Origin of the sequence: Hallella bergensis DSM 17361 (genome assembly GCF_000160535.1) — a bacterium.
Taxonomy (GTDB): domain Bacteria; phylum Bacteroidota; class Bacteroidia; order Bacteroidales; family Bacteroidaceae; genus Prevotella; species Prevotella bergensis.
The window spans coordinates 335778-345102 of the sequence record NZ_GG704780.1; the positions used below are offsets into that span (position 1 = coordinate 335778).

Genomic DNA, 9325 nt, shown 5'->3' on the forward strand with positions numbered 1-9325 from the left:
TCTAAAATACAGGAAGGAAGGCATGAAAAATGGCTATATTTTGATTAACTTCGCATCATGAAATTCTACCCAAACCCTTTTATGATGACCTACAAGACGATATTCAACAGGTTTGTCGTGCTTTTATTCTGTAGCTTATTCCCATCATTACTTCCGGCACAGTCAGGTTTCGGCAATGCGGAATTATGGAATGAGAGATGGCTTTTTAATCTGGCCGACGATTCCATTTCAATAGCCCCGAATTACGATGATTCCAAATGGCGGTCGGTCGACTTGCCACACGACTGGTCGGTGGAACATCCCATGTCACCCCATCTGGCCTCGTGCACAGGATACCTTCCGGGAGGTGTGGCCTGGTATCGCAAACATTTTAATGGCAGCAGCTTAGGGGAGGATGCCAAGAAGTATATTTATTTTGAGGGCATCTATAATCGCTCGCACGTTTATCTCAATGGTCACCTCTTGGGTTATCGACCAAGTGGTTTCGCTGCACTCTGCTACGACATGACCCCTTACCTCAATACCGATGGCGACAACGTTTTGGCCATACGCGTGGATCACAGTCGCTCTGCAGACAGCCGCTGGTACACCGGGTCGGGCATCTATCGCAATGTTTATTTGGTCAGGTCGGCGGCCACTCACTTTTCGTTATGGGGCAACACGTGGAGTCTGAAGAACATCTCTCGGTCTCGGGCCACGATTAATTTCGACTTGGATGTGGAGAACCCCAATGGTGTCTTGACAGCTGAGGTGAGCCTGAAAGACGCTGAAGGTTCTGAAGTTGCGCGCCGTCGTGTGAAGATTGGCAGCTCGGGAAAGACTCATGCCGAACTTGTCGTGAGAAATCCTAAGCGCTGGTCGCCAACTTCACCTTATTTATATACGGCTCACATCAGACTCTTGCGCAATGGACGGGACATCGATTCTGACCGCATGCCCGTGGGTATTCGCACACTTCGATGGGATCCCAACAAGGGATTTGCATTGAATGGTCAGTGGATGAAGGTCAAGGGAGTGTGCCTGCACGAAGATGCCGGCGTGTTGGGCAATGCTGTTCCGGCTCCGGTCTGGGAGCGTCGGCTGAAAGAATTGAAATCCATTGGTGTCAATGCCATACGTATGAGCCACAACCCTCATGCGCCGATGATCTATGATTTGTGCGACCGCCTTGGACTGTTGGTGATGGATGAGGCCTCCGACGAGTGGGAATTTCCCAAGCGTAAATGGTTAGAGGGGTGGAATGTTGGTACGCCGGGATTTCAGGGAACGTTCGACTATTTCGAGGAATGGATCGACCGCGACGTGCGAGACATGGTTCGTTGCAACCGCCGTCATCCCAGCATCTTTATGTGGAGCATTGGCAACGAGGTGGATTATCCTAACGACCCGTACTCGCACCCAGTGCTCAATGGCAACAGCATTACCCAACCCATGTATGGTGGATATGACGAACATGCCCCTCACGCAGAGCGCATAGGGCGGATTGCCAAGCGATTGGCCGCAGTGGTCAGAGGTGAAGATCGCACGCGTGCCGTGACAGGAGCCCTGGCCGGTGTGGTGATGAGCAACGAAACGGCATATCCGGAAGCGGTGGATGTGGTGGGATATAACTACACCGAAAGCCGTTACGCGGAAGATCACAATAAATATCCTAACCGTGTGATTTATGGATCGGAAAACCGGCACGACTTCCCCGCTTGGAAGGCCGTGAGGGATCATGACTTCATTTTTGGTCAATTCCTTTGGACTGGCATTGACTATCTGGGCGAAAGCGGACGTTGGCCTTCGCGCGGCTCAGAGCCAGGACTGCTCAATCTTGGCGGGTTCAGAAAGCCGTTAGGTTGGTGGCGTGCTGCTTTGTGGAGCGACAAGCCGTCCACTTACATCGGGGCTTATCCCTTTCGCACAAGAGATGGGCAGCGCGGAAGTAGGCGGAGAGGTGGCGACGCTCCGTCGATCTACGCACAAGATGTGTGGAATTTCGACGAGGGACAGGCCGTGCGTGTCGTGTGTTATACCAATCAGGCGAAAGCACAGTTACGTTTAAATGGAAACATTGTGGGCGAAGCCAAGGCTCCGGAGGTCGAGTCGGGCATTGTTTATTGGGATATTCCATATCAGTCGGGCACCTTGATAGGAGAGGGGCTTGACGAATCAAGCTATGAAATAAAAACCAGTGGTCGTCCTTATGCTTTGCAAGCCAAAATATTGGATGCGCAAGACGCTTTTTATCAGATAGAACTTTGTGTAATCGACGAGCATGGAGTCGTGGTCAAGTTGGCAGATAACGAAATTACATGCACGGTACTAGGCCAAGGCAGTTTGTTGGGCATGGAGAACAGCAACAACCGGGATATCACCAATAAGCGCGACAATCGTGAACGTGTGTATGGCGGACGCATGATGGTCTATATCAGCAATGGATCCGGCGTTCGCTTCTCTTCACCTTTGCTCAAAGGTTGCGAACTTAAATTCGTTCCTCGGGACTGACAAGACACCCCTCGGATAGGCTTACGTCCAAAACTCCGACTCACTTCCGGGTTCCATCTCCGCGTTGCATTTGGGACAAGTGTGCTTGTCCCATTCTGTAATCTTGCTGCTTCCGCAGTGCAAGCACAGCCGTCCGACAATGCCGCTGAACGAGGGGGCGGAGTCGCCGATAACTCCGCCTACCACCAATGGCTGAATGGTGTGGCAATCCGGACAGTTCATCATGATGATGTGTTGCCCCATGAAACCACGCCCCTCATACACATCGGCCGTATATCCGCACTGTCGGCACCTGTATTTAACAATTCTGCCCATCTCCAGAATAATAGGAAACAAACCGCTTGGCAATCTTCATGTAATCATGATGACGCCGTATATATTCAATGCTTTGGCGCTTGAGTTCGAGAAGATGTTGTGGATTCAGCACCAAACGCTCTATTTCTCGGAACACGCTCTCATAGTTAGGCTCCACGTTCACAATCGGTCTTAGCTCTTTCTCCCCAATGATATCGTAGTTCTCGGGTTCGCCTCCGCCTATGCAGACAATCCCGCGACTCATAGCCTCCAGTGCATTCATGGCCGGGGTATAGCTATAGAGTTGATCGAGAATTGCATCCGAACTGTTCATCATCTCCACGTATTGGGCAAACGGAACTCCCTCGGCGATTTTTAGATTCAGCCTTCCCGGGTATTTCCTGCTAACGGCCTGCGCCGCAGCCAGCATCACGTCGGTACCTTTATAGACGCTCCTGCCCTTGCTTATTCCTATGAAAATATCCACCGGATCATTCTGTCGCTTCGATGCTATCTTAATGTTGGGCTTGGGTTTGATGGGGAAGGGGATGAACGTCGTCTTTTCTTGGAACAGCGGATGATAGCACGCCCAATACTCATAGAGTCCGCAGACTATACCGTCACAGTCCTGGGCCATGTGTTTGTTGAGTCTTTCCTTGGCCGTCCCCAGCCAGTCCTGTCGCTCCTGAACGGCAATCGGCGTTTGTCGGAGGTCTTCTCCTATATTAAAATCACTGTATCTCAACATCTTCCGGGTAACATTCTCGTGCACCCAATAGTAATCCATCCCAAAGGCTCCCATGATTACTTTCGTGTTGTGACGGCGAAGCCATTGGTAGAGCATCATCACGCGTTCAGCCTTGAGTTCCACAAACATAGGGTTGATGACCTGCACCACATCATATCCGCTCATGCGCGGCAGGTTCATGATGATTTTCCCTATCAGCCTCATGCCTCCTATCTTTCCCGGCTTCCTCTCGAGGTCGACGTCCCGGGGATAGTTTTTCCAGAAGTCGCCGTTGCTGGCCACGGTCACATCATGCCCCAGCCGCCTTAGCCCCTCGGCCAATGTAGCATGCACATTGCTGTATTCGCCCAGTAAAAGTATATTCATGACCTGATGCTATCAGAGAGTTCGGGGGCAGGTTTGACGTTTCATCTTATCGTTAACAGGAGAATCCATCGCCCAATAGAACTGTCGACGAGCTTTTTGAACACCCTGTATTTCTTCGTATAATTCTTGTCCGGAAGCGGATACAAACCATATCGCCGGAGTCTGTTCATAGCCTTGTTCAGCTGCTTGTGGCTGTGTGTAAGCTTGATGGTGTTGTATAGGTAGTCCATCGAAAGTTGTGCAATGCGCCGATTCACAGCCATCTGGTCTGTCTCGGGTAGCGTTTCAGCAATGTCGCGCAACTTCAGGATGACATGTATCGTGTCGCTTTGCCTTTTGACGGTGTGTCTCCTGCCTATCTTGTTTAATCTCGACCCTCCGCGTTTACGATAGAAATATGCCTCCGACTTGGTGGAATACACCTGCTCTGCCCGCAGCATGAGCTGGGGAGTGAACTCCTCGTCCTCGTGCAGGATACCGGGTGTGAATCGCAGCGAACCCAAGATGCTTCGCTTGAAAAGGTATCCGCAGGCCGAAGCCCGCAGGTTGTTGTGTCGCATGAAGGACACGCCCGACACCGGCCCATCGTATATAAAGGGCACCTCGGGTTGCGTCTTGGTGGTTTCGTGAAACAGCACGACGTCAGCCTCACGGAATCTTATGATGTCGAGACAGTGCTCGTAGGGAGCCTGAATGATGTAGTCGTCGCCATCCACGAACTGTATAAATTTGCCCGTTGCACATTGCAGCCCCCGATTTCGGGCAGCCGAAGGTCCCTGGTTAGGCTGACGTATATAGGTGATCTGGTCCTGAAGGTCAGTCAGATTGTTGAGAGCTGGGATGTCGGAACCATCGTCCACAATAATAATTTCACGCTCATCTCTGGCCAGCGACAACCGCAGGATGCTCTCGATGCACTCGCGTATCATCTCGGCTGGCAGGTCAAATGTGGTGACGATGAAGCTGATCAGCGGATTCGATGGAATATTTTGTGAAGTTGGCATAAGCGTTTCAGTCCGATAAGATGTAATAATCTCAGCTTGAAAGTGTGTTTAAAGGGCAGGGTGGGGAAATATTTAGATATCATACCGCGCTCCCGATAAACATCCAACTGAATATTTAACACATGGGCATAATAGTCTTTCAGATAGCGGTTTATCTCCTCTTTATCTTTGCGCTTCCTCATGGCTTTGCGTATGTCGGCCAGTGTTCGAGTATGGGCTTCAAGCAGGTTGGACAGGTCCTTGCCATTAGCCGTTTCCGTGATGCCCTTAGGGTTGTGACAGTAATAGTACAGCCCCACATCGGTGGTGGCCACCCGCTTGCAGTTTTTAAGAATCTCGGGTAGGGTAAAGACATCCTCAAACACTTTATTTTTAGGGTATCTCACGCCCTTGAATACCTCGCGCTTGTATATCTTGTTCCAAGCATACGCGTGCTTGTAGGCCTCGCCCTCCAGCCAGTAGGCCATCATATCGGTGTAATCCTTGCGCTGGAATTGCAGTCGGTTACGCTTCTTGGAGCCATAGTGTTCATAGACCGGATATTCCAGCATGTCGTAATCCGGACGAGTGTTAATGATTTCGAAGAGCGTCTTGAAGCTCTCGTCAGCGATGTAGTCGTCGCTGTCAACAAATGTGATATATTCGCCGCGGGCCTTGCTGATACCCGTGTTGCGAGCATTGCTCAGGCCGCCGTTTTGCTTGAGATGCACAACTTGGAACCGCCTGTCGCGCTTGACGTATTCATCGCAGATGGCACTACTGCCATCCGTCGAAGCATCATCGACGAGTATGCCCTGCCAGTCTCTGAACGACTGGTTGGCAATGCTGTCGAGGCAGCGGGTCAGCGTGCTCTCCGCCTGATATATGGGGATAACTATACTTAATTTCATAATGCAAAGATAATAAATGTTTTGCATTTACGTTAACATTACGATGGAAAAACAAGCAAGCGATAATTCCTATTCCCACATATTAAAATATACAGGTCTGTTCGGTGGTGTTCAGGGGTTGAACATCCTTATCGGGCTTGTGCGCAACAAACTTGTGGCCCTGATTCTGGGGCCTGAGGGCATGGGGTTGGTGTCGCTTTTCAACTCCACCATCAAGGTAGTTTCCGACTCGACCAACTTCGGCATCGCCATGAGTGCGGTCAAGAATATATCCGAATCCATCGAGTCGGGCGACGAAGAGCGTTTGCACCATGTCATCGGAACGGTGAGAACCTGGAGTCTTCTTACTGCCCTGCTGGGCATGCTGCTTTGCATGGCATTGAGTCCATGGCTCAGCGACTGGACGTTTTCATGGGGCAACCACACGCTTCACTTTGTTTTGCTCTCTCCGGTTATAGCCCTGCTGGCTGTCACGGGCGGAGAGGCTGCCATCCTCAAAGGTGGGCGACATCTGAAAGCCTTGGCCGTGGTGAGCGTTTACAACATGATTTTCGCATTGCTGTGCTCCGTGCCGCTGTTCTACTTCTTTGGTCAGGCGGGCATCGTGCCCTCGATATTCCTGATGGCGCTGATGCAGTGTGTACTGACCATAGCCTATTCCTACAGACTCTACCGACCTTCCTTTTCCTTCTCCCGGCAGCATTTCCAGGAGGGCGAGGGCATGATCAGATTGGGATTGGCCTTTGTCTTGGCCGGAATTTTTGGTAGTGGCGCCGAGTTTGTGCTGCGTTCCTATCTAAATAATGTGGCCGGCCTTGACATTGTGGGACTCTACAATTCTGGTTTCGTACTGACCATGACATACACAAGTATGGTGTTCTCGTCCATGGAGGCCGATTATTTCCCCCGCCTGTCGGGCATCAGGCAGTTGGGAGGAGAACTCAACCTAACCGTAAACCGGCAGATCGAGGTGTCGGTGCTGATCATTTCGCCCATGCTTGTGTTCTTCATGGTTTCCCTGCCCATCGTACTTCCATTTTTATTCAGCCGCGAGTTTCTGCCCATGCAGGGAATGATGCGACTCACCCTTCTGGCCATGTATTTCCGCGCTGTCAACCTGCCCATGGAGTATATAGCCCTGTCGCGCGGCGATTCGCGGAGCTTTTTGTTTCTGGAGGCTGCCTATTATGTCATGTTCTTGCTGATGGTTATCCTGGGCTGGCAGTGGGGAGGACTAACGGGTACGGGCGGAGCCCTGTTGGCATGTACCGTTGCCAACTTCCTGATGGTACTGGTATACGTGCGATGGAAATACCGCTTTTGGCTTTCCGGCGACGTGCTGACCAATACGATGGTTCAGGTTTTACTGGGTCTTGTGGCATGCTTCTTCACATTTTCGCTCACGGGCGTGACCTACTGGCTGATGGGATCGGTCATGACCTTGGCTTCACTGTTGTTTTCGATTCGGATTCTACACGCCAAGACTCATCTGTGGAACTCGCTGAAAAGCCGTTATTTCCGGCGATTCCGCAAGAAGTAGGGCGTCTGCTCACTCCAGTTGTCGAGTGGGCTCGAAGTGACGTAGACAACCGGACTTGGGGTTTCCTGAACTGACGATATACGTATGAAAATATCCGACAAACACCCATTTATATTTAGCTGATTTGAAAAAGAAAGTGCGATGGCCTGAAATTCTCCGAAATTTCAGGCATTTTATAATCGTTTGTTTTTCTGGAAGTTATACTGCTTTTGTTAAAAAGTAGAGCGCACAGAGGCAGGGTGGGGTTGCGGTTAAGCCTTTTTCGCATCGCGAAAAGGGCTTTGTGGCCCGATGATTAGACTTTAGTGACCTGACGTTTCAGCTTTTGTCGCAGCGCCATTGGATAGCAACGGCAGAATCACCTCATTTTTTGCACCGTCTCCCGGTTCGGAAATTGTCAAAAAGGTGGCGTGTTTCTTTCTGTAGCATCCATGCAAGATGCCCAACTTATGGTGAAGAACATTTGACAGCTGACGGAATTGAGGAAACCTAAAGAATATGGATAAAATATATAAATGTGATGACAAAAAATAAGAATAAAAGACAATTATGTGTACTTTTGTGACGATAAGTTACAAATAAGGTCCTGACAACGAAACCGTCCAATAAAACGAACATGAAAGAAATACGAATTTATCAAAGCCTGCGAAAAAATATGCTTTGGGCTATCCTATGCTTTGTTTTTGCCTTAGGCGGATATTTTATTCTCACAGATGCCAGTACAAGCTGGCCAACAAAAGTATTTGGCGGCGGATTGGGAATTATATTTTTCGGTGGTGGCGGATTGTTTCTCATTCTATCAACCGTCTATAACCGAATTCGTCAAATTCCGCTTTTAATAATCCATGAAGATAGATTGGAATTATACGAACAGGTAAAGGGATCCTATCATACCATCTATTTTACGGATGTAAAGCGTTTTCGGTTAATAAAAATCCAATCTACCAAACTGATTGCCGTTGATTATAAGGTAACGTCATTGATACATAAGATAGAGGAATCATCGGCTTTAACGCAGCGTATAATGGTATTGAATTTCGATGTGTCCGGAGCAATTGAAGGCCTTCCTGCTGATAATCTGACTATGAACGGGAAAAAGATATGTGACATATTAAACGAACACTTGAATCAAAATGTATGAATAGGCAATAGATATTTTGGCAGGAAAAAAGAAAACGAAAAATTAATCGATAAGCCATTCGTAAATTCTATCAAGATCACACATTTTAATAACCATTTTGAAATAAAAGTCAGTAAAATGAATAGGAATATTTTTTCTGCAACAATAATCGTTATTTTGCTGTATACAGGTTGTAACAATGTTAATAATAGAAAGATGGCAGTGTTATCTCTTCGAGAACTACCGAACTTTGTGCAAGATACATTGAGGAAACTACCTATAGATAAATATGGATGCTATCCTGATTTAATAGATTTCACAAATAAATTTCATTATAGAAGTACAACTATAGGTCCTTGGCAACACAAACAGATCCTAACAGATTCCATAAATCAGGTTTCCTACTCATTCTCTTATGATACTCCCCGACCATTTATTGTCACTTCAACATTTATTGCTTTTCCAATGACCTATGTTAATTCTCTAAATATTTTTAAATTGGATACATTGTCTTTTAGGATTGTTTATATAGAATAATGTAATGCTACAATTGGGGGTAATAATCTAAAACAGTGGGTAATGCTCCAAATCGAGAACTTTCTCTTCCCGTAGACTTGATTTCCAGCATATTGCTTGCAGATTTCAAGTATTTTTTTGAACTTTGCCATGAGTTTGCGCATAGCAAAGATTTTATAACCTAATAGATTTTATACCACTAAGTTACTAAAAGGTCAACGACGTGTGCAACTTTTTACTCATACCTATCAACTTAAATAAATTCCGCCAACGAGTTATGTTTTTAAATTTAAGAAATATATTAATCATCTTCTGTTGTATGATTTGTCTTAACGCTTTTTCAATTAAAACAGATAT

Annotated in this window: 7 protein-coding genes; 3 read left to right on the forward strand and 4 right to left on the reverse strand. The window is 47.8% G+C overall.

What is annotated here, in order from left to right:
* Positions 1–57: 57 nt before the first annotated feature.
* Positions 58–2490, forward strand: coding sequence for a glycoside hydrolase family 2 TIM barrel-domain containing protein (locus HMPREF0645_RS01290; protein WP_007172985.1), 2433 nt, complete (start codon positions 58–60; stop codon positions 2488–2490).
* Between the two features lie 21 nt (positions 2491–2511).
* Here the strand turns inward: HMPREF0645_RS01290 and HMPREF0645_RS01295 are convergent, their stop codons facing one another.
* The 4 genes from HMPREF0645_RS01295 to HMPREF0645_RS01310 are packed head-to-tail and all read right to left on the reverse strand — an operon-like array spanning position 2512 to position 5792.
* Positions 2512–2805: a hypothetical protein gene (locus HMPREF0645_RS01295; protein WP_044123118.1), complete on the reverse strand. Its 294-nt coding sequence runs from the start codon at positions 2803–2805 to the stop codon at positions 2512–2514.
* Complete coding sequence (locus HMPREF0645_RS01300) at positions 2789–3898, reverse strand: glycosyltransferase family protein (RefSeq protein WP_007172987.1); 1110 nt, start codon at positions 3896–3898, stop codon at positions 2789–2791. Before HMPREF0645_RS01300 ends, HMPREF0645_RS01295 begins: the two co-directional genes overlap by 17 nt.
* Positions 3899–3939: 41 nt before the next feature.
* Positions 3940–4902: a glycosyltransferase family 2 protein gene (locus tag HMPREF0645_RS01305; protein WP_044123119.1), complete on the reverse strand. Its 963-nt coding sequence runs from the start codon at positions 4900–4902 to the stop codon at positions 3940–3942.
* Positions 4866–5792: a glycosyltransferase family 2 protein gene (locus HMPREF0645_RS01310; protein ID WP_044123120.1), complete on the reverse strand. Its 927-nt coding sequence runs from the start codon at positions 5790–5792 to the stop codon at positions 4866–4868. Before HMPREF0645_RS01310 ends, HMPREF0645_RS01305 begins: the two co-directional genes overlap by 37 nt.
* A gap of 43 nt (positions 5793–5835) precedes the next feature.
* On the opposite strand from HMPREF0645_RS01310, the gene HMPREF0645_RS01315 reads away from it, so the two are divergent.
* Positions 5836–7332, forward strand: a complete 1497-nt coding sequence (locus HMPREF0645_RS01315; protein WP_044123121.1) for an oligosaccharide flippase family protein — start codon at positions 5836–5838, stop codon at positions 7330–7332.
* Between the two features lie 616 nt (positions 7333–7948).
* Positions 7949–8473: an STM3941 family protein gene (locus HMPREF0645_RS01320; protein ID WP_007172991.1), complete on the forward strand. Its 525-nt coding sequence runs from the start codon at positions 7949–7951 to the stop codon at positions 8471–8473.
* Positions 8474–9325 lie beyond the last annotated feature (852 nt).